Here is a 20343-nt window from a genome sequence, read left to right on the forward strand (position 1 = left end):
GGGTCGCCGTGATCGGCGACCCGGCAGTCGGATGCTCACCAGATCTTGACGCGCTGCGCGGGCTCCAGATACAGCTCGTCGCCCGGCTGCACATCGAAAGCCTCGTGGAAGCTGTCGATATTGCGAACCACCGCATTGCAGCGAAACTCCGGCGGGGAGTGGGGGTCGGTGGCCAGGCGGCGGATGGCCTCCTCATCGCGGGCCTTGGTGCGCCAGACCTGGGCCCAACCGTAGAAGACGCGCTGCATACCGGTGAGATCGTCGATCACCGGCGGCTCCGCGCCCTCGAGAGCGATCTGGTACGCGGCCAAGGCGATGGAGAGACCACCGAGGTCGCCGATATTCTCGCCGATGGTGAATTCACCGTTGACGGTGTGGTCTTCGGACAGCGCCTTGGGCGACAGCACGCTATACTGATCGATCAAAGCCTTTGTGCGCTTGCCGAATTCGGCGCGGTCGGCATCGGTCCACCAGTCGACCATATTGCCGTCGCCATCGTACTTGGCGCCCTGATCGTCGAACCCGTGCCCGATTTCGTGCCCGATCACCGCACCGATGCCGCCGTAGTTGGCGGCGGCGTCGGCGTGCATATCGAAGAACGGCGGCCGCAGAATGGCGGCGGGGAAGACGATTTCGTTCATGCCCGGGTTGTAGTAGGCGTTCACCGTCTGCGGGGTCATGAACCATTCGCCGCGGTCGACCGGTCCGCCGAGCTTGTTCAGATCGCGGTCGTGTTCGGCGGCGTAGCCGCGACGATAGTTGCCGACCAGATCGGTCGGCACGATCACGATGGCGGAATAGTCGCGCCACTTATCCGGGTAGCCGATCTTGGGGGTGAACTTCTCCAGTTTGGCCAGCGCCGCGGCCCTGGTCTCGGGGCCCATCCAGTCCAGATCGGCGATATTGCGACGGTAGGCCTCCTGCAGATTCGCGACCAGCTCGACCATCCGCGCCTTGGCCTCCGGCGGGAAGTGTTCGGCCACATACAGCTTCCCGACCGCCTCGCCGAGCAGATCCTGCACCAGCGAAACACCGCGCTTCCAGCGTTCCCGGTTCTCCTGCGCTCCGGTGAGGGTGCGGCCGTAGAAGTCGAAGTTCTCCTCGACAATGGGATCGGTGAGATAGGCGGCGCGCGAACGCAACAGCCGCCACATCGCCCAGGCCTGCCAGTCGGCCAGCGATTCGGCGGCCCAGGTCTGTGCGAAGGTGCGCACGTAATCCGGCTGGCGCACAACCACTTCGGCGAACAGCCCGGGACCGGACTCGGATACCCCCTCGGCGAGCGCGGAAGTCCAGGCATGCCAATCGAATTCCGGATTCTCGGCGACCAGCATGTCGTAGGTGGTCAGGTTGTAGCTCAGTTCGGCATCGCGACGGCGCACCACATCCCAGTGCCCGGCCGCGAGTTTGCGCTCCAGTTCGAACACCCGCTGCCCGACCGTCGCCAGATCGTCGGGCAGTAGCGCGGCGATCTGCGGTTCGGCGGCGGCCAGGGCGAACATCCGCCCGATATGCGCGATGTACTCGGCCCGGATCTCGGCGAATTCGTCCTGCCGGTAATAGGACTCGTCGGGCAGCCCGATCCCGGACTGGGTGGCGTGCGCGAGATACCGATTGGAGTTCTTATCGTCGGTATCGACGTACACACCGAGCGCGCCGCCGACGCCGGTGCGCTGCAACCTGCCGAGCAGCGCGGCGAAGGCACCGCGGTCGGCGATCTCGCGGATCTCGGTGAGTTCACCCGCGATGGGCGCGAGTCCGAGCGAGGCCGCCGTCTCGGTGTCCATGAAGCTCGAATACAGATCACCGATCTTGCGCGCATCACTGCCGTGCTCGGCCGATGAGCCAGCGGTGTTCTGGATGATCGCCTGGACATCCAGTTCCGCCTGGTCGTACAGCGCCCGGAAGGCACCGTCGACCGCGCGGTCCGCGGGTATCTCATAGGTATCCAGCCAAGTGCCGTTGACATGGGCGAACAGGTCGTCTTGCACCCGAACGGCCTGGTCGAGGTAGGAAAGATCGATACCGGAGGGACTGCTCAGATCGGAAGTCACGATCTCCAGTATGCCGAGGTGACGAGAATGCCGTCGCCGTGGTTTGCCCCGGCCGCGCGGACGGCCGGGGCGGAACGGTCAGGCGGGGAGAATGATGCGGTCGAATTCGCCGTCGCGCGCTCCGGCGAGGAAGGCATCCCACTCTTCGGAGGTGTAGGTCAGAGTGATGTCGCCGTGGCGCACGGTGGCGCTGCCGTCGGCGTGCGTATGCGCGATCAACTCGTTGTGCGATCGCCCGCTGTTGAGGAGGTTGATGAACGAGGTCCACAGGCTCGCGGTAACGGTGATGACGGGCTCTTCGGCGGGGCGGTTGGCCGGGTTGCGGCGGTATTTGCTGTCACGGATGAGCACCGCGTCACCATCGAACCGGACCTCGACGCATTGATTGCCGTTGTTCGATCGAGTCGACGTGAACCAGTCAGTAAAAACCGACCGGAGGGTAGCGGTGGTGGCCATGGGCAGGATTTTACACTCGTGCATAGCGGCTGATCAGGGCCAATGACTCGTCACGAGTCAACGACTGCTCCAGCGCGCGAACGTAAGCGAAGCTCAAATCGCGTACCTGTTCCGGGTCGTCGACCGCTCCGCCGAAGACCGCGCTCTCGGCCCAGGCGAAGGTCGGCAGCTGTTCGCCGGCGAAGTCGATCAGATGGAAGCTGGAACCGCCGAGCACCGCACCCGCCTTGGCAGCGAACGGGATGACCCGCACCTCGATATTGTCGAGTTGCTCGATCAACTTCGCCAGATACTCCAACTGTCCGCGCAGTACTTCAGGACCGCCGGTCTGCTGCAGCAGGGTGCCCTCGCCGATTACCGCGGTTAGCTCGACCGCCCCCTTACCGCGCAGCCGATCCTGGCGCCGCATCCGGATGGCTACCAGTTGCTCGACCTGTACCGGACGGATCATCACGTCCGCACGGATGAGTGCGCGAGCGTAATCCTCGGTCTGTAGCAGTCCGGGAAACACCAAACTGTCATAGCTGCGAATGCTGTGTGCGCCGAACTCCATGCCATACAGCCGCTGCAGTTCCGGCCCGATCAGGGCCGACGATTTGGCCCACCAGCCACGCTGTTTGCTCGCCTCGAGCAGGGCCAGCAACTCCTCGCGCTCCTCGGCGTCCACCTCTAGCAGTTCGAGTACCGGGCCGATGGTGTTGGTGGTGAGAACTCGCCGCCCCTTCTCGACGTGCGACCAATTGGCCGGAGTGAAGCCGACCCGCTTGGCGAAGGTCGCCGAATCGAAGCCGCGCTGTTCGCGCAACTCCCGCAGACGCAGCACCAGTTCCCAACGAGCAACTGTAGGGGAAACGGGTGCCATGGCTAACGATGTTACGCCGAAGGATTTTCCGGCGTGTGACTATTGTCATCTCAGTAGTGTCGGTCTATGGTCGAGCTCAGCGGCAACTTTGCTTTTCACGTCGATCCACTCAAAGTCGAGGCGAGGTTCGTCATGAGTACGTCGCGTATGGAACCGGGTAGCTACCTTGCAGCCCAGGACTTCGCGGCGGCCCAGGAAGCCTTGGCCCGCTGTCGCCGCTACCGCAAGGACAACGGACTCTACGGGGTTGTCGATCCCACACTCGGGCGCATTCTGTTGGAGATCGGCGCGGTCGGCGCGGTCGTCATGCCCGCCGTACTCGGCAAGCGTGTCCACGCCCACCTGCTGGCTGCCTGCGGGCGCACCGGACCGATCATCGCGCACCCGCGCTCCAGCCGCTGGTCCTTCCTCACCGGTCCGACCGACAACTCATATCTCGATATGACACTGTTCCCAGAACTGTTCCGGGTGTGCGCCTCGGTGGCATTGCCCGGCAGCCGGATCGTGCTGCCCTCGCCGACCGACGAACACAGCGGCTACCGGGTCTGGATCGCGTCGCCCGAGGACGACTACCGCCCCGAACTCTGCGATGTCATCGCCGCGACCAGGGCGTGTGCCAGCAAAGGCGGGCGCGAACTCGAACAGTCGGTGGTCGCTCACCTCAAGGGCTCGGGCGCGGAGTGAGCGTCACGCTGAAGCTCTGCTCGATGCTGTGCTGCCACTTGTCCCGGCATTCGTTGAGCTTGGTCTGATCGTTGCCCGCCTTCTGCACGCAGTCCAGGTAGTTCTTGCCACCGGAGTCGACGAAGAAGCTCCAGCCGACAATGCTGAGCAGGATCGCCGCGACCAGGGCGAGCACGCCGAGGATGAGGCCGGTGACGGCCATGCCGGTGCCACCCGCGCTGCCGGAACGGATCTTGACCAACGCGATGATGCCGAAGATCAGTGCGAACAGGCCGAACAGGTAGCCGCCGATCAGTGTCCAGCAACTCAGGAAGCCCAGGATGCCGAGCACCAATGTGGTGATGGACAGGCCCTTCCGCTTGGGCGATTCCTGCCAGTAGTTGGGCTGCCCCTGGTACGGCCCAGGGCGTGGATAGTCACCGGGCGGCGGATATTGGCCTGGCGGCGGATACTGCGACATGGACTTCCTCTCAACCGGTGCGCTTGCGCGGCAATCGGCTACTGATCGCATTATCGGGGAATGTTTATGCCGAGCCCGGCTGATCCTTTCCAGCGACCTTCGAGCTATCGCTAGGGCTGCGAGCCGAGCCGCGCGTGCATCTCCCAGACCAGAATCTCCGCGGGTCCGCGGGCGATCACCCGCTGCCCACCCGACCTGGTCAGCCGCACCGCATCACCCGTGTACAGGGGGCCGACACCCTCCATCTCCACCTCGCCCCTGGCGACGAACAGATGTAGGTACGGTGCGTCAGGTAGGTCGACCGACTGCTCGGTGTCACCGGTGCCCGTCAGGCGCGCCACGTGCATCGCCGAATGACTGCTGCCGATGGCGATCGCGGTCCGGTCGCGGTAACGCGGCAGGCCGGAGGCCACGGTCACCAGCGAGCCACCCGCCAATTCGTCGTCGATCTCGAGCTGCTGATAGCCCGGCTCCAGGCCCGGCTCGTCGGGGACCACCCACATCTGCACGAAATGCACCGGCTCGTCGTGTTCGGTGCCGCGGTCCAGCCGCCAGGAGTCGTTCTTCTCCGAATGCAGGATTCCGGTGCCCGCGCTCATCCGCTGCGCCAGGCCGGGATAGATGACGCCGCTGTGACCGAGCGAATCCTGGTGCACCAGGCTGCCGCCGAGCACCCAGGTCACGATCTCCATATCCCGATGCGGATGGGTTTCAAAGCCCTGACCAGGGGAAACAATATCCTCGTTATTGACGAGCAGCAGTCCGTGATGGGTGTTGTCGGGATCGTAGTGCTCCCCGAAGGAGAACGAGTGCTTCGAATCCAGCCAGGACACGCGCGTTTTCATGCGATCGCCGCCGCGATGGACATCGATGTGTGGTGTCGTGAGTGTGGACATCATGGTCCTCCTCTCGGGACCGTGCACCGATCACCTTTCAGGGTAGGAGCACTTATGACGCGGTACTCCGAATTCCTAGTAAATTGTCCTGCACTCGGCATTTTACGCGAGCGACCGGCGGGTGAACGGCAGGCGAGCAGTACCAACCGGTTCGTCGAATCGTCACCCTGATCAACCCGCTACCGCACCGATGCCGCCGCCCACACCCAGGGCGGATTCGTAACACCATGCGCCACAACGCAACCGGAGGTGACGACCAGATGCGACCCGAGGCACTCGCCCGCATCGAGCGACAACTCCGCAATGCCGCACAGCGCGATGGGATCAGCGATTTCGTCGTCGGTGTCGCGGTTTTCCGAGACGGCAAACTACTGGTAGTCCGCCGCGTACCGGACGATTACCACGGCGGAATGTACGAACTGCCTGGTGGCGGAGTCGAATCCGGGGAGACGCTGGCCGAATGCGTGGCACGCGAGCTGTTCGAGGAGACCGGTCTGCGTGTGCGCGATATCACCGACTTCCTCGGCGGCTTCGACTACGCCACCCGCACCAAGGCCAGGGTCCGCAAGTACAGCTTCGTGGTCGAGGTGGAACCGGGTGAGGTGGCGCTGGAGCCCGGTGAACACGACGCCTTCGCCTGGATCGATGCCGCGGCCCTGGACGAGCTGCCGATGGCCCCTGATATGCGCGAAACGATCTCCGCCCTGGTCAAATGCGTTTGATCGGCGACACGGCCACATTCCCGACCACTACGGAGCGAGTCTTACGAGCGACGTTCCGAAGGCACTGCGATCGAACACAGTAGCCTTTCGACGTGTCCACTGGTCGCCCCGAAGGCTCTACTCCCGCGGACGAGCGACCGGTATCGCTACAGACGGCGCTGCGCGAGAGTCCCGGCGTGCTGCGCCTGGCCCTGGTCCGCTTCACCGGTCAGTTCGGCGACGGCATGTTCCAGGCGGCGCTATCGGGCGCCATCCTGTTCAATCCGGAACGCGAGACCGATCCGCTGGCCATCGCGGCGGCCTTCGCGGTGCTCTTGCTGCCGTACTCGCTGATCGGACCCTATGCCGGTGCACTGCTCGACCGCTGGGACCGGCGCGCAGTGCTGCTGGTCGCCAATGTCGCGCGGGCGATTCTGATCAGCGCGGTCAGCGTCGGGCTCTTGGCGGGTAGCAGTTCGACGCCCCTATTGCTGCTGGCGCTGGCCGTGGTCGGGATCAGCAGATTCGTACTCTCCGGTGTGTCCGCAGCCCTGCCCCGGGTGCTGGACCAGCACTGGCTGGTGCCCGCGAATTCGGTGCTCGCCACGGTGGCCTCCGGCTGTGCCGGTGTCGGTGCCGCCACCGCGGTCGCGATCATCGGACTGATCGGTGCCGGTGATTTCGCCTCGGCGATCGCGGTGGCGATCAGCGCGGTCTGGTCGGTCTTCGGTGCGGTGCTCGCGGCCGGATTCGGGGCCGGGGTACTGGGCCCGGAGCCGGGAACGGCGGTGCGTGACAGTGCGATACATGCGGTCCTGACCGGCCTGCGCCATGGTGCGGCGGCGGTTTGGGGCGCGGTTCAGGTCACCACCGCGATGGTCGGCATCGGCGTGCACCGGATCGTCTTCGGCACCAACACCCTGATCATGGTGCTGGTGCTGCGGCAGGCGCCGGTCGACGGCGGCGGGGCCAACACCGGGCTGACCCGTTTCGGGCTCGCCATCGGCGCCACCGCGGCGGGGATGCTGGTCGCGGCGGTCGTCGCACCGCTGCTGATTCCGCGCCTGGGCCGGACGCGCACGGTCGTGCTCGGTCTGTGCACCGCGACCGTGGTCCAGTTGACGCTGGTCACGCCGACCGCCATCGCAACGGCCGGTACCGCGGCGCATCGGGCGCATCAGCTGCTGCTCGTCGGTGCGTTCCTGTTCGGGCTGGCGGGGCAGATCATCAAACTGACCGGTGACGCGACGATGCAGATCGATATCTGTGACACCAGGCGCGGTCAGGTATTCGCATTGCAGGACACCGTCTTCAATATCGCGTTCGTGGCGGCAATCGCGGCTACCGCTCTGGTGATACCGGCGGATGGACGCTCGATCGGGGTGGTGCTGGTCGGCGCCGGGATCTATTGCGCCGGAATCGCGGCCATCGCGCTGAACAACCGGCGCGCACCGGTCGTCAACTGAACGGCCTTGCGGGGTAACCGGGTTCATCGGCGGACCAGGTACGGTGCTCCCCGAACGCGGCCACCTGCGCCCACCCGTCTGCCGACCGCCACCCCGCAGCGAATCGCTGCATGACGCCGTCCGCCGCGGCATGCGGATCCGCCGATGGGGAATCCGGCAACGGCTCATCATGATTCGACAGTGCGGCGCCGAACCCATTGGCGGCGAGGTGGTCCGGCTCCGGCTCGGTGCGCACGATCCAGTCGAGGTGTTCGCTGTCCGCATCGGCCGGATTGCCGGTTATCTCGTGATTCCAGGTGCCATTGCCGGTCGGATCGGTGAAGAAGTGGTCGGGTACACCGTCATCGTCGAGATCCAACCCGACCACATCGGCGATGCCGGTGCCGTGCGAATCCCATAGCACGTCATCGGCCAGGCCGTCGCCGTCGAAGTCGAGGCCGACCGCGTCACCCACACCCGATCCGGATAGATCCAGGTCCGCCTGGGTGGTCCAGATGTGGACCGTGCCGTCGCCGGTCCCGAATACGTACTCGATCTCGTTCATATCTATTTGGACGCGGCGCCCGGCCATCCGGTTCCGTCATCGCGCGAAGCCAACGCGAATTCGATACCATCGCACCCGCTCGCGATACCGCATTCCGACAGCGCGGTCGAGTAACTTGATCTTCCATCGACCCGAATCGACAGGGAGCCAACAAGACATGGGATCTCGGCCGACCAGTACGCGGGTATTCGCGGCGGCGGCCACCTATCCCTGTGCACCCGCGTTGTTCGGCCTACTGCTGGCCGGGGCGCTGACCATACCGACGCCCGTCGCGCAGGCCGCGCAGTATCCGTGGGCGCCGCCGCCGGTGAACAGTTGCGGCGAGATCGGATTCGATCCATTGAACCGGGCCCCGGATCCGAACGCACCGCCGCCTCCGCCGCTCCCACAGCTGCCCCCGCAGATCGATATCCCGGTGCCGGTTCCGGAGATCACACCGGTGCCGGTGCCCGACCCACCGCCGGACAACACCCGGATCGATCCGGAGCCGCTGCCCGATGACCCGTGCCGCAACCCGTGCCCGGATGTGCGCGACACCCCGAAACCACCGGAGCCCGCCACCGATCCGGAACCGAATACCGCACCCAACACCGGGTCCAGCTCGGGTTCCGGATCCGGTTCGAGTTCGGGTTCCGGATCCGGATCCAGCTCCGGTTCTGCATCGATCCAGCTGCCGCGCATAGAGATCCGCCCGGAGATCGAGCCCATTCCGATCCCGGTGCCCGGCCGTGACGGAGTCGAACCGCAGCCCGCGCCGCCGCCGATCGTGCACCCGATCGAGCCGGGGCCGTTGGCCGCGGCTGTTGCCCCGCCGCTGGTGGAATCGGTGGATCTGGTAGGTCAGGTGACCGGACACGGTTCGCAGAATCGCACCGATATGCGCTGGCAGGTCGACGGCACCGATCTCGGGATCATGTGGGAGACCAAACCCGGCGAGGTCGCCGTCGCCTTCGGCGACACCTTCGGCGAGGGCTGGCAGAGCGGCGGCGTCGGCGGCCCGGATTGGCGCAGCAATGTGCTCGGCTACAGCACCGACCACGACCTTGCCGATGGCCTCGGCATCGACACCATGGTGCAGGACAGCCGCTGTCACGCGGCCGAATTGCTGTCCAGCCGCAAGATCAAGAACTGGGAGACGACGACCATTCCGACCTCCGGGTTCGCGATCGGAAAGCGCCAGTTCATGAGCTATATGTCGGTGAATCACTGGAGCCGGATCCCGGGCATGTGGTCGACCAACTACGGCGGACTCGCATACTCCGACGACAATGGCCGCACCTGGGTCAAGGACCAACATGCCAAGTGGGACAACTTCTTCGGACTCGGCCGCTTCCAGGTGGCGGCCATGGTGCCGCAGGGCGATTACGTCTACATGTTCGGTACGCCCAATGGCCGGATCGGTGTGATCGGCCTGGCCAGGGTGCCGAAGACCGAGGTGCTCAACAAATCGGCCTATCAGTACTGGGTCGGCGGCAGCTGGGCCCCGTGCGCCGAAAACCAGGCCACGCCTTTGGTTCTCGGCATGGCCAGCGAACTGTCGGTGCGGTTCGACAAGGACAGCAAGCAGTGGCAGATGGCCTACCTCGACTCCGCCCGCGGTGCGATCGTGCTGCGCACCGCGGCGACGCCGCAGGGTGCGTGGACCGATGGCGTCGCGCTGGTCTCGACCGACGACTATCCGAAGGCCTACGGCGGCTTCATCCATCCGTGGTCCACGGCGGAAGATCTGTACTTCACCATCTCGGCGTGGGATTCCTACAACGTGTATCTCATGCACGCGAAACTCGATCCGCCGCACTGATCGCGATCGGGTCGGACCGACCGCGGTTCGGTATGGTGCGCATGTGATCGACCAGCGCATTCAGCACAGGCGGCTCCGGTGACGGGCAGCGCCACCGCGCGCCCGGCGGACGGACCGGGCTGGCAGTTCTGGATCGATCGGGGCGGCACCTTCACCGATGTGGTGGCCAGGCGACCCGACGGCAGGCTCGTCACCCACAAGCTGCTCTCGGAGAATCCGGCGCGCTACGACGACTCCGCGGTGGCGGGCATTCGCGAAATCCTCGCGGACGCGGGGCAGGGCGACGCCGATATCGAAGCCGTCCGGATGGGTACCACGGTCGCCACCAACGCCCTGCTCGAGCGCAAGGGCGAACGCACCGTGCTGGTGATCACCAGGGGGTTTCGCGACGCGCTGCGCATCGCCTACCAGAATCGCCCGCAGATCTTCGCGCGGGAGATCGTGCTGCCGGAACTATTGCACGAGCACGTGATCGAGGTGGATGAACGTGTCGCGGCCGATGGCACGGTGCTGACTCCGCCGAACCTGGACGCGCTGGCCGAGGCACTGAAGCCGCTGTACGACACCGGTATTCGCGCCATTGCCGTGGTCTGTATGCATTCGCACCTGTATCCCGCGCACGAACAGGCGATCGGCCGCGTCGCCCGCGATATCGGATTTCCGCAGATCTCGCTGTCCAGCGAGGTCAGCCCGCTGATGAAGCTGGTGCCGCGCGGGGACACCACGGTGGTGGACGCCTATCTCTCGCCGGTGCTGCGCCGCTACGTCCAGCAGGTCGCCGACCAGCTCACCGGCGTGCGGCTGATGTTCATGCAGTCCAATGGCGGACTCACCGAGGCGGGCCAGTTCCGCGGTAAGGACGCCATCCTGTCGGGTCCGGCGGGCGGCATCGTCGGCATGGTGCGGATGTCCGAACTCGCCGGATTCGACCGCGTCATCGGATTCGATATGGGCGGAACCTCCACGGATGTCTCGCATTTCGCAGGCGAATACGAGCGGGTCTTCACCACTCGGATCGCCGGGGTCCGGCTGCGCGCGCCGATGCTCGATATCCACACGGTCGCGGCGGGCGGCGGCTCGATCCTGCACTTCGACGGCAGCCGCTACCGGGTCGGCCCCGATTCCGCTGGCGCGGTACCGGGACCCGCCTGTTACCGCGGCGGCGGACCGCTGACCGTCACCGATGCCAACGTCATGCTCGGGCGCATCCAATCCGAGTACTTTCCAAGGGTTTTCGGTCCGAGCGGCAATCAATCGCTCGACGATGCGCTGGTCCGCGACCGATTCGCGGAATTGGCCAGCGAAATCGCCGAAAGCACCGGTGACGATCGCACCCCGGAGCAGGTCGCCGAGGGCTATCTCGAGATCGCGGTCGCCAATATCGCCGCCGCGATCAAGCGGATCTCGGTGCAGAAGGGCCACGATGTCACCCGGTACGCGCTGACCACCTTCGGCGGCGCGGGCGGTCAACTCGCCTGCAAGGTGGCCGATTCCCTCGGCATCCGCACCGTGGTGGTGCCGCCGATGGCCGGTGTGCTCTCAGCGCTCGGCATCGGTCTGGCCGATACCACCGCCATGCGGGAGCGATCGGTGGAATTGCCGCTGCGCGATGAGTCCATGTCGCGCGTCGGCGAAATCGCCGACGATCTGGAGGCCCTCGCCCGCGCGGAACTACTCGGCGAGGATGTGCCCCTACACCGGGTGCGCGTCGCGCGCCGCGCCCAGCTGCGCTATGACGGCACCGATACCACGCTGACCGTGGCACTCACCGAACCGGCGAGCATGGCAGCGGATTTCGTCGAGCGCCATCGCAAGACCTACTCCTTCGTACTGGACCGCCCGATCGTCATCGAGGCGCTTTCGGTCGAGGCGACCGGACTCACCGAACCACCCGATCTGGCCGATCTGGCCGATCTGGCCGGACGCGCGGCCACCGGCGAGCCGGAGTCCGTGCGGCTGCACACCGACGGCGCTTGGCGCAAGATATTCCTCTACCGGCGTGCGGAATTGGTACCCGGTAAGGCGGTACTCGGACCCGCCGTCATTACCGAGGACAACTCCACCACGGTCGTCGACGACGGCTGGCAGGCGGTGCTGAACGAGCTCGGGCATCTGATCATGGAACGGGTTGCGGTGGCGACCGGACCGCAGGCCGGTACCGAGGCGGATCCGGTGCTGCTGGAGGTCTTCAACAATCTGTTCATGTCGATCGCCGAACAGATGGGCGCGCGACTGGAGTCGACCGCTCAATCGGTGAACATCAAAGAGCGCCTGGACTTCTCGTGCGCGCTGTTCGATCCCGACGGCAATCTCGTCGCCAACGCGCCGCATATTCCGGTACATCTCGGATCGATGGGCACCAGCGTCAAGGAGGTCATCCGGCGCAGGCAATCCGGGGAGACGATGCGCCCCGGCGACACCTACGCCGTCAACGATCCCTACCACGGCGGCACCCATCTACCCGATGTCACGGTGATCACGCCGGTATTCGACACCGCGGGCACCCAGATCCTCTTCTATGTCGCCTCGCGCGGCCATCACGCGGAGATCGGCGGCATCGCCCCCGGCTCGATGCCGGCGAACAGCCGTCGCATCGAGGAGGAGGGGGTCATCTTCGACAACTGGCTGCTCGTGGAGAACGGCCGGTTCCGGGAGGCGCAGACCTTCCGGTTGCTCACCGAAGCGCCCTATCCATCCCGCAATCCGGCCACCAATCTCGCCGATCTGCGTGCGCAGATCGCCGCCAATGCCAAGGGAGTCGACGAGGTCGGGAAGATGATCGAGCACTTCGGGCTCGATGTCGTCGAGGCGTATATGCGTCACGTGCAGGACAATGCGGAGGAATCGGTGCGCCGCGTCATCGACGCGCTCGACGACGGCGAATACGCCTACGAGACCGATCTCGGTGCCATCATTCACGTCCGGGTCACCGTTGATCGGGAAAACCGCAGCGCCACCATCGATTTCAGTGGCACCTCGGCGCAGCTGGACGGTAATTTCAACGCACCCTATGCCGTGGCGAACGCGGCGGTCCTCTATGTCTTCCGCACACTGGTCGCAGACGATATCCCGCTCAACGACGGCTGCCTGCGCCCGCTGAAGATCATCGTGCCGCCCGGCTCGATGCTCGCGCCCGAACCGCCCGCCGCGGTCGTCGCTGGCAATGTCGAGACCTCCCAGGCGATTACCGGTGCGCTGTACGCGGCGCTCGGGGTGCAGGCCGAGGGATCGGGCACGATGAACAATGTCACCTTCGGCAATGACCGCAGCCAGTACTACGAGACGATCGGTTCCGGTTCCGGCGCTGGCGACGGATTCGACGGCGCGCCGGTGGTCCAGACCCATATGACCAACTCCCGGCTCACCGACCCGGAGGTGCTGGAGTGGCGGCTGCCGGTACTGCTCGAGGAATTCTCGGTGCGCACGGGCAGCGGCGGCGCGGGTCGATGGCACGGCGGTGATGGTGCGGTGCGCCGACTGCGGTTCACCGAGGCGGTCACGGTGTCGACGCTGTCGAGTCATCGACGAGTGCCGCCCTATGGCATGGCGGGCGGCGCGCCGGGGGCCATGGGCCGCAACCGGATCGAGCGTGCGGACGGCACGGTGCAGGAGTTGCGCGGCGCAGATTCGGCGCAGTTGAATTCCGGTGATGTGCTGGTCATCGAGACACCCGGCGGTGGGGGATACGGTAGCTGAAGCTGGCTGACGCGGCCGATGTCGAGGCGCCTGGCCACCACCTGGCACAGCGGGCCGCAGTCCGGCAAGGGCTTTCAGATTTCCGGATGGGGGTCACGACAGTCTCATTCGGCGGACGTTGCGACCGCGACCGCGTTCGCCGTCACGCTCGCCATCGCCACACTGCCCGGCTCCAGTCCGAGCTCGCGCACCGCCTCGCTGCTCATCAACGCCACCACTGTGAACGGTCCGCATTGCATCTGCACCCGAGCCATGACCGTATCGGCCACCACATGGGTAACCAATCCGGGAAACCGATTGCGCGCCGAACCGGCACCGCCGAAGCGAGTCCGAGCCTGTTCGACGGCCAGGGCCGCCAACTCCTCGCCCTCGATCACCGGACGGCCGGAGGCATCCTGTGCCGCCGCCAGTGCTCCGGAATCGATCCAGCACCGCACGGTGTCATCGCCGACACCGAGCAGTTCGGCCGCATCACGTATCCGGAGAGTCTCCACCGCGTCAGCATAGTTCCGCAAATACGGATGAAATAAGCGTATCGATCCGTAGATACGGACAGAATCGCCGCCGCATTTGGCCATGTCATTCCGTAGATACGCACTATTGGCCACTTCGTCACAGCCGCGAGCATGGTCGTGTTCGCCGACGCCAAGTACGCTCGGAGCAATCATGGCCACGTATTTCGATCCGACGTCATGGTCACCGATGCGGGCCGTCGACTTGGGGAAGCGACTTCTCGACCAATCGTTGCTGGAGCAGTGGCTCTCGTTCACCACCGCCTGGGTCGATCCGGTGGCCGACCTCGGTGCGGGCACAGTCACCGCATTGATGCCGGACGTGCTGATGACCGTGCTGAGTGAGGGCATTCTCAGCCGGTTCGGTGGCCAGGAGGTCAGCGCCACCCTGCTCGGCCACGACCTGCACGCGACGCTGCAGGTACTCAAGGTGCGCCGCCGCGGCGCGCATTTCCAGACCAAGACCGTGCTGTCCAGGATGCGCTGGGACAATCACCCGATCGAACACGTCACCGTGATCGCGCACGGGGTCCGCCTGGTGCCCGGCGTGCCGACCAAGGTGCGGGTACAGCAGCTGGACCTGAACGGGACCGTCACTACCAAGGCGCTGGTCGGCTGGCTCAATACCCAACAGCCGGACTGGCAGCTCGGCATCGACGCGAGTGGACTGATCCGGGCGAAGCATCGACGCCGCCGCATCACCGCATTGGTGGAGGCGCAGGTGCGCGACAACCTGGTGACCGTCGAGATCCAGCGGGCGAGCTGGTCGGGCATGCGGATACCGCGAAATATCCTGGCCGTCCCGGCTCTCCTGCTGGATCGGCTGCCGAATGACGCGCGCATCGTGCACGCCACCCGCGAGGGCGATCTGGTGCGCTTCCGGGTCGAACTGCCGCAGATCACCGGCTCATTCGAGCTGGCGCAGATCCGCTCGGCGATCGTGGCCGGGACCACGCTGATCGTCTTCTGACCGAGCAGCGAATCCCGTTTCCGCCCTGCGACATTCAGCCCTGCGACATTCAGCCCTGCGACATTCAGCACCGGGACATTCAGGCCTGGGACTTCCACCATTCCAGCAGCGCGGCCTCGGCCTCGTCCCGGCTGAGCGGTCCGCGGTCCAGCCGCAGCTCCTTCAGGTACCGCCACGCCTTGCCGACCTCGGGCCCCGCGGGAATGCCGAGCAGTTCCATGATCGCGTTGCCGTCCAGATCCGGGCGGACCCGATCCAGATCCTCCTGCTCCTGCAGCCGGGCGATGCGCGACTCCAGCTCGTCGTAGGTGGCGCGCAGCGCGGCGGCCCGGCGCTTATTGCGGGTGGTGCAGTCGGCGCGAACCAGTTTGTGCAGCCGGGGCAGCAGATCATCGGCGTCGGTGACATAGCGGCGCACCGCCGAATCGGTCCACTGCCCCTTGCCATAGCCGTGAAAACGCAAGTGCAGGAACACCAGTCGCGCCACGTCCTCGGTGAACTGCTTGGGATACTTGAGCGCTCGCATCCGCTTGCGCACCATCTTCGCGCCGACCACCTCATGGTGGTGGAAGCTGACGCCGCCGCCCGGTTCATTGCGCTTGGTATCGGGCTTGCCGATATCGTGCAGCAGCGCGGCCCAGCGCAGCACCAGGTCCGGATCGCCTTCCTCCAGGTCGATGGCCTGCTGCAGCACGGTGAGCGAATGCCAGTACACATCCTTGTGCTGGTGGTGCTCGTCGATCTCCAGCTTCATCGCGGGCACCTCGGGCAGCACCAGCTGGGCCAGACCGGTCTCGCACATGACGTTGATGCCGTCGATCGGATGTGCGGAGGCGATGAGTTTATCCAGTTCGGTGCGCACCCGCTCGGCGGTGATCCGCTCGATCTCACCCGCCATCGCGGTGATCGCGGCCCGCACCCGCGGCTGCAATTCGAAGCCGAGTTGCGCGACGAAGCGCGCCGCGCGCAGCATCCGCAGCGGATCGTCATGGAACGAATCCTCCGGCGCCGCCGGGGTATCCAGCATTCCGGCGAGCAGCGCGTCCATGCCGCCCAGCGGATCGACGAACTCCAGCGACCCCTCGGCCCCGATCTTCACCGCCATCGCGTTGACCGTGAAATCGCGGCGCACCAGATCGCCCGCGAGCGAATCACCGAAGGTCACCTCGGGATTGCGCGACACCCGGTCATAGGTATCGCTGCGAAAGGTGGTGATCTCCAATTGCTGATCGGCCTTCGACGCGCTCACCGTGCCGAAGGCCAGCCCACCGGTATCCCACAGATGATCGGCCCAGCCGCGCAGCAACTCCTGCACCTGCTCCGGCCTGGCATCGGTGGTGAAATCCAGATCGGTCCCCAGCCGCCCGAGCACGGCGTCGCGCACACTGCCCCCGACCAGGTACAGCTCATGACCGCGCGCGGCGAACAACTCGCCCAATGGCGTCAGCACATCGGATAGCCGTCCGAGCGTGACCGCGGCCGCGGCCAGCAATCGGGTACGTCGATCCAACGCTGCATCCTCGGACTTGGGCGAAACCACGAAGTAGCAGCTTACCGAGCCCGCCCAACCGATATTCCAGCGCAACCCGCGCAGCCGCCACAGATATATAAGGCCAAACGCATGCGGCAGGCTGGCTATCGTCTGCCGCCCGTGAAGACCCAGCACCGCCGGAACGGCACAACACCAGCTCGCGATGCTCAGCCACCACGAAGCGACTCTTACGAACGTGGAGTTCGCAGCCCGTTTCGCGCCGCGCCGTCGAAGCGCATGCGCCGCAGGCGCGAGTCTCGACGGCTCGGACGCGAGGCCCACCCGTCGCCCAACCACCACCCCACATCGAATCGCTACGCGATGCTGACATTCAGGGCCGCCAACACGCCGCGCCGGAGGCGTGGCAATTCAGCACAGTAGGATTGCGTGGTGTCTCCGGCCGATCGCGCGAACAGTCGACGCCGCCAGCCCCGGCGCCGCGGTTCGGCCGCCAACGCGGCGAAACCGCGCATGCGCACGGTACGGGAAACCTCGGCGGGTGGACTTGTCGTCGACGGGTTGGACGGGCCGAGCGAGAATCGCAGTGCGGCGCTGATCGGGCGGACCGATCGGCGTGGCAGACTGCTGTGGTCGCTGCCCAAGGGACACATCGAAGAGGGGGAGACGCCCGAGCAGACCGCGATCCGCGAGGTCGCCGAGGAGACCGGAATCAACGGAATCGTGGTCGCCGAACTCGGCAGCATCGATTACTGGTTCGTCACCGAGGGTCGCCGGGTACACAAGACCGTGCATCATTATCTGCTGCGCTCCATCGGTGGTGAACTCTCCGACGCCGATGTCGAGGTCACACAGGTCGCATGGGTTCCATTGAGCGAACTGGATTCTCGGCTGGCCTACGCCGACGAGCGGCGCCTCGCCGAAGTGGCGAACCGGATGATCGACCGGATGGAGACCGGCAAGCGATGACCCAGACTTTTCGGCATCGCGCAGCGATTCCGTTGGGGGTGGTGGCCGGGCGACGGGTGGGCCTGTTCCGGATCATCGTGGCGGTCCTGACCATTCTCGGCTCGGCGACGGCGCTACCGGTGCTGATCGCCCAGCACGCCACCGCTCAGCCGACGACGCCGAATAGTTCGTCGTCGCCGAAATTCCTGAAGCTGACCCTGGATTCGGTGAATCCGTCCGCGGTGACCACGACCAGCGACCCCACCCTCACGGTCGCGGGCACCGTGACCAATATCGGCGATCGGGTGGTCGAGGACATCAGCGTCCGCATCCAACGCGCCGCCGCGGTCGCGACACCGAGCGCGCTGCGCTCGACACTGCGGCTCGACCAGGTCAACTACGACGTGACCGGCCCGTTCGAGGACATCGCCGAACGTTTGAGTCCCGGGCAGCGCAAACAGTTCACGATCAGCATCGCGCTGCGGTCCGCCAGCTCCGCCGCCCTCGACATCACCAAGCCCGGCGTCTATCCGCTGCTGCTGAACGTCAACGGGGAACCGGCCTACGGCACACAGGCACGCCTCGACGACGCCCGGTTCCTGCTCCCGGTACTCGGCGTCCCGCCTGCGGCCGACGCCTCCGGTGCCGCGGCCCAGCCGGCGCCCGATGCGCCGGTCGCGACGACGCTGCTGTGGCCGCTTGCCGACCGTCCGCGACTGGTGGCGGGCGTCCCCGGCTCGGTCAATGGGAAGGCCGAGCTCACCGATGACGAATTGGCCGCATCCCTTGGCAAGGGCGGGCGCCTCGACCAGTTGCTCGGCGCATTGGAATCGGTACTCGGCACCAATCCGGCCACCCGCGATCGGACGCTGACCTCGGCGGTCTGCGTCGCGGTCGATCCCGATCTGCTGATCACCGCACAGGCCATGACCAAGGGCTATCGCGTGCTGGCCAGCCCGTCCGATCCGGACGGCGCGACCAGGGCGGGCTCCGGTGCCGATCAGGCCCAGACCTGGCTGGACCGGCTGCGCGCGGTCGCGGCCTCGGTCTGCACGGTCGCACTGCCGTTCGCGCAGGTCGATGTGACGGCACTGGCCGCAGTCAACGATCCCGACCTGTCCGCCCGCGCGCTGGACGCACCCGCCGATATCGTCGACTCGATCCTGGCCACCAAATCGGTGCGCGGGGTGAGCGTGCCCGATTCCGGCTCGATCGATGCCAGCGCGGGAATGTTGTTGCGCAGCCACGGTTTCGGAACCGCGGTACTGGCCGACACCGCCGCCGCCCCGCTCGGCACCGCCGGTACCACCGCGGCGTCGCAACAGCCGGCGACCAACGGACGTATCAACGGCAATCAGAGCACCGCCAACCAGACCTACACCACGAGTCCGCCGCTGCCGGAGACGAGCACGCCCGATGTGGTGCGCCTCGCCGAAATCGCCCCGGTGCCGGTCCCGCCGAACGGTACGGCGGAGGCGCCACCGGAGCCGCAGCCGAGCGCGACGCCCAGCACATCCGCTACCAGCACATCCGCGCCCGGCGCAACCACTTCGAGCACGCCGCCCGCCGGTGCCGCGGCCCTACCGGCAACCCCGCCCGCCGATCCGGCCTTGCACGCGGCGACCTTCGACATCTGGTCCGCGACCGCCCTCGCCGCGGTCGGCTCCAACCCGCCGACACCGTCGTTCACCCCGTCCCGGGTGCGCTACGACGTCACCAACGACTCCCGGATGGCCCGGCTGCAGGACGCATTGGGCGCCATCACCTGGACCGCGCTGAACCCGGAGCCGAACCGCCCGCGTTCGCTATTGCTGGTGCCACCGCAGCAGTGGGGCGCGAACCGGGAAGAGGCCGCTGCCATCCTCAAACAGGTCGAGCTGCTGCTGCGCAACAATCTCGCCACCCCGCGCACGCTCGCCGAGTTGGTCGCCGAGCCGCCCGACGCGCAGCCGCACGAACCCGACTATCTGCCGCAGGCCGCCCACGACGCCGTCCCGGATCGCTTGGTACCCGCGGTCCGCGACCAGGGTCGCCGGATCACCGAACTCATGCGCGCACTCGTCGAGGTGCCCGAGAACGAGCCGACACCGCGCCAATTCCTGACCCCGCTGCGCGACGACCTGCTGCGCGTACTGACGCTCTCGGACCGCCGCACCGGCGATTCGGCGCAGCCGGACACCTATGCCCAGCGCCGCCTCGACCAGACGACGCGCACGATGGACCGGCTCTATGGTTCGGTCACGGTGTTGCCGCCCGGCGGGGTGTATACGCTGGCCTCCGAACAGAGCCCATTGCTATTGGTCGCACGCAACGAGCTGCCGGTCGCGATCCGGATCAGGTTCCGGATCGAGGCGCCGACGGAGACGAAGATCACCGATCCCGGCGAGGAGACACTGCCGCCCACCGGGAGCCGGTCGTTCCAGATTCCGACCGAGGTCAGTGATAGCCGTAACCTGGTCATTCCGATCTCCCTTACCACGCCCGACGGTGTCGCTCTCGGCAATCCCACCTCGGTCTCGGTGCGTTCGAACGCCTACGGTCAGACCTTGGCGATAATTACGGCGTGTGCCGGAATACTGCTGTTCCTGTTGGCTGGGCGCCGGTTGTGGCGCCGGTTCCGCGGACAGCCGGATCCGGCCGACGAAGGATTCGATCCCGGCACCCGGCGCCGGGTGAACAGGTATCGGCGAGCGCGCCAGCGCGTACTACGACAGCAGGAGCAGCAGGAGGCGAGATGAGGACGACGACACCTCGCTTGTGCTCGGCTGTCGTCGCTGAGTCTGTTCGACCGACCCGCAAGCAGT

At 66.2% G+C, this 20343-nt stretch carries 16 protein-coding genes; 8 read left to right on the forward strand and 8 right to left on the reverse strand.

Translation table 11 applies throughout. The features are described 5' to 3' along the window. Positions 1-35: 35 nt before the first annotated feature. From ABZ293_RS04360 to ABZ293_RS04370, 3 genes are all read right to left on the reverse strand, one after another. Complete coding sequence (locus tag ABZ293_RS04360; RefSeq protein WP_355177283.1) at positions 36-2054, reverse strand: M13-type metalloendopeptidase; 2019 nt, start codon at positions 2052-2054, stop codon at positions 36-38. Positions 2055-2132: 78 nt separating this feature from the next. Beyond that, positions 2133-2510 carry a DUF397 domain-containing protein gene (locus ABZ293_RS04365; RefSeq protein ID WP_355177284.1) on the reverse strand — a complete coding sequence of 126 codons (378 nt, stop codon included), beginning with the start codon at positions 2508-2510 and terminating at the stop codon, positions 2133-2135. Between the two features lie 10 nt (positions 2511-2520). Then, entirely contained in the window at positions 2521-3372 is an 852-nt protein-coding gene (locus ABZ293_RS04370) for a Scr1 family TA system antitoxin-like transcriptional regulator (RefSeq protein ID WP_354954183.1), read from the reverse strand. A 132-nt stretch (positions 3373-3504) separates the two neighbouring features. Between ABZ293_RS04370 and ABZ293_RS04375 the strand changes: the two genes are divergently transcribed. After that, positions 3505-4056, forward strand: coding sequence for a hypothetical protein (locus tag ABZ293_RS04375; RefSeq protein WP_355177285.1), 552 nt, complete (start codon positions 3505-3507; stop codon positions 4054-4056). Here ABZ293_RS04375 and ABZ293_RS04380 read toward each other — a convergent pair. Both ABZ293_RS04380 and ABZ293_RS04385 read right to left on the reverse strand, forming a co-directional pair. Then, positions 4034-4516 (reverse strand): DUF4190 domain-containing protein, encoded by a 483-nt coding sequence (locus ABZ293_RS04380; protein ID WP_355177286.1) that lies wholly within the window; start codon positions 4514-4516, stop codon positions 4034-4036. The two genes, ABZ293_RS04375 and ABZ293_RS04380, sit on opposite strands and share 23 nt — an antisense overlap. A gap of 110 nt (positions 4517-4626) precedes the next feature. After that, entirely contained in the window at positions 4627-5412 is a 786-nt protein-coding gene (locus tag ABZ293_RS04385; protein ID WP_355177287.1) for a pirin family protein, read from the reverse strand. Between the two features lie 260 nt (positions 5413-5672). Between ABZ293_RS04385 and ABZ293_RS04390 the strand changes: the two genes are divergently transcribed. After that, a complete protein-coding gene (locus ABZ293_RS04390) occupies positions 5673-6134 on the forward strand; it encodes an NUDIX domain-containing protein (RefSeq protein ID WP_355177288.1) in 462 nt (153 codons plus the stop codon). 92 nt (positions 6135-6226) lie between these two features. Continuing rightward, positions 6227-7579 carry an MFS transporter gene (locus ABZ293_RS04395; protein ID WP_355177289.1) on the forward strand — a complete coding sequence of 451 codons (1353 nt, stop codon included), beginning with the start codon at positions 6227-6229 and terminating at the stop codon, positions 7577-7579. Here the strand turns inward: ABZ293_RS04395 and ABZ293_RS04400 are convergent. Then, positions 7572-8123 (reverse strand): hypothetical protein, encoded by a 552-nt coding sequence (locus ABZ293_RS04400; RefSeq protein ID WP_355177290.1) that lies wholly within the window; start codon positions 8121-8123, stop codon positions 7572-7574. The genes ABZ293_RS04395 and ABZ293_RS04400 overlap by 8 nt on opposite strands. Before the next feature lie 157 nt (positions 8124-8280). Here ABZ293_RS04400 and ABZ293_RS04405 point away from each other — a divergent pair, with 157 nt between their 5' ends. Continuing rightward, a complete protein-coding gene (locus tag ABZ293_RS04405) occupies positions 8281-9924 on the forward strand; it encodes a DUF4185 domain-containing protein (RefSeq protein ID WP_355177291.1) in 1644 nt (547 codons plus the stop codon). 78 nt (positions 9925-10002) lie between these two features. After that, complete coding sequence (locus ABZ293_RS04410; protein ID WP_355177292.1) at positions 10003-13620, forward strand: hydantoinase B/oxoprolinase family protein; 3618 nt, start codon at positions 10003-10005, stop codon at positions 13618-13620. Between the two features lie 104 nt (positions 13621-13724). Here ABZ293_RS04410 and ABZ293_RS04415 read toward each other — a convergent pair whose 3' ends face one another. Continuing rightward, a complete protein-coding gene (locus ABZ293_RS04415) occupies positions 13725-14114 on the reverse strand; it encodes a TOBE domain-containing protein (protein ID WP_355177293.1) in 390 nt (129 codons plus the stop codon). Positions 14115-14286: 172 nt separating this feature from the next. Between ABZ293_RS04415 and ABZ293_RS04420 the strand changes: the two genes are divergently transcribed. Beyond that, complete coding sequence (locus ABZ293_RS04420) at positions 14287-15102, forward strand: hypothetical protein (RefSeq protein ID WP_355177294.1); 816 nt, start codon at positions 14287-14289, stop codon at positions 15100-15102. 79 nt (positions 15103-15181) lie between these two features. Here the strand turns inward: ABZ293_RS04420 and ABZ293_RS04425 are convergent, their stop codons facing one another. Continuing rightward, a complete protein-coding gene (locus ABZ293_RS04425; protein ID WP_355177837.1) occupies positions 15182-16642 on the reverse strand; it encodes a CCA tRNA nucleotidyltransferase in 1461 nt (486 codons plus the stop codon). A gap of 381 nt (positions 16643-17023) precedes the next feature. On the opposite strand from ABZ293_RS04425, the gene ABZ293_RS04430 reads away from it, so the two are divergent. After that, positions 17024-17560, forward strand: coding sequence for an NUDIX hydrolase (locus ABZ293_RS04430; protein ID WP_354960251.1), 537 nt, complete (start codon positions 17024-17026; stop codon positions 17558-17560). Further along, positions 17557-20277, forward strand: coding sequence for a DUF6049 family protein (locus ABZ293_RS04435; RefSeq protein ID WP_355177295.1), 2721 nt, complete (start codon positions 17557-17559; stop codon positions 20275-20277). Before ABZ293_RS04430 ends, ABZ293_RS04435 begins: the two co-directional genes overlap by 4 nt. Positions 20278-20343 lie beyond the last annotated feature (66 nt).

The sequence above is a fragment of the Nocardia sp. NPDC005998 genome (genome assembly GCF_040614395.1).
In the GTDB taxonomy this organism is placed as follows: Bacteria; Actinomycetota; Actinomycetes; order Mycobacteriales; family Mycobacteriaceae; genus Nocardia.